Genomic DNA, 702 nt, shown 5'->3' with positions numbered 1-702 from the left:
AAGGCGACCCGGCACAACATGCTCGTCAAGGCAGAATGCAGCTGCGGCAACGTTCGCTACTGCCGCTCCGCCGATCTCATGATGGTCTATGGCGGCGGTGTCGATCCGCTAAAGCTCAAATTCGACTGCAGTCGCTGCAAGCCGACGGTGAAGATCACTTTGCTCGAGGTGCATCCCGAGCACCTGCCCAAGCGCCTGATGATCCACAAGCCTCTCAAGATCGACGGCAAGATCCATTGGATCACCGAGCGGTTCCGAGGATGACGGATCGCCTAAAGGTCCGCCTCGCCTATCAGCGCGGCTTCCAGATAGTCGAAGGGGCACCGTGCTCGCTACCTTCGAGAACTATGTCGAGGCGTTCAAATTCGTCCGCGACCGCGGCGCTCGTGTCTGGCTAGACTGGGGCAGGACCGTGATCGCCGGCCAAACTGGACAGTACGATTTTACCGCAAGTTTCCTGCAATCTTCAGTCGGCCGCATTTTGAAGAACCAATGGGGTTCCCTCTCAGGGACCTGGTCCTGGTCAATCTCGACGTCGGATCCGCGCTTCCGACTTCATGGTGGGCAGCGCGGGAACTCCGACACGAAAGAGCAAGCCGTATTCGAGCTCGAGCGCGAGTTCACACGCTTCATTGCCGAGACGGAAAATACCGGCGCTAGTCACACCAGGGTCGGCGCTTGCCGGTCCATGGCCGCGCCGAA

At 59.5% G+C, this 702-nt stretch carries 2 protein-coding genes; both read left to right on the top strand.

The genetic code is table 11. The features are described from left to right. A partial coding sequence (locus AC0L25_RS32465) for a hypothetical protein (protein ID WP_473599192.1) occupies window positions 1-264 on the top strand: 264 nt, incomplete at its 5' end. A gap of 61 nt (window positions 265-325) precedes the next feature. Continuing rightward, the coding region (locus AC0L25_RS32460) for a hypothetical protein (protein WP_473599191.1) at window positions 326-702 on the top strand (377 nt) is incomplete at its 3' end.

The sequence above is a fragment of the Mesorhizobium sp. WSM4813 genome, assembly GCF_055811555.1.
Note: the sequence above shows the minus strand (reverse complement) of the source record. Positions and strands in the feature narration are given on the sequence as shown.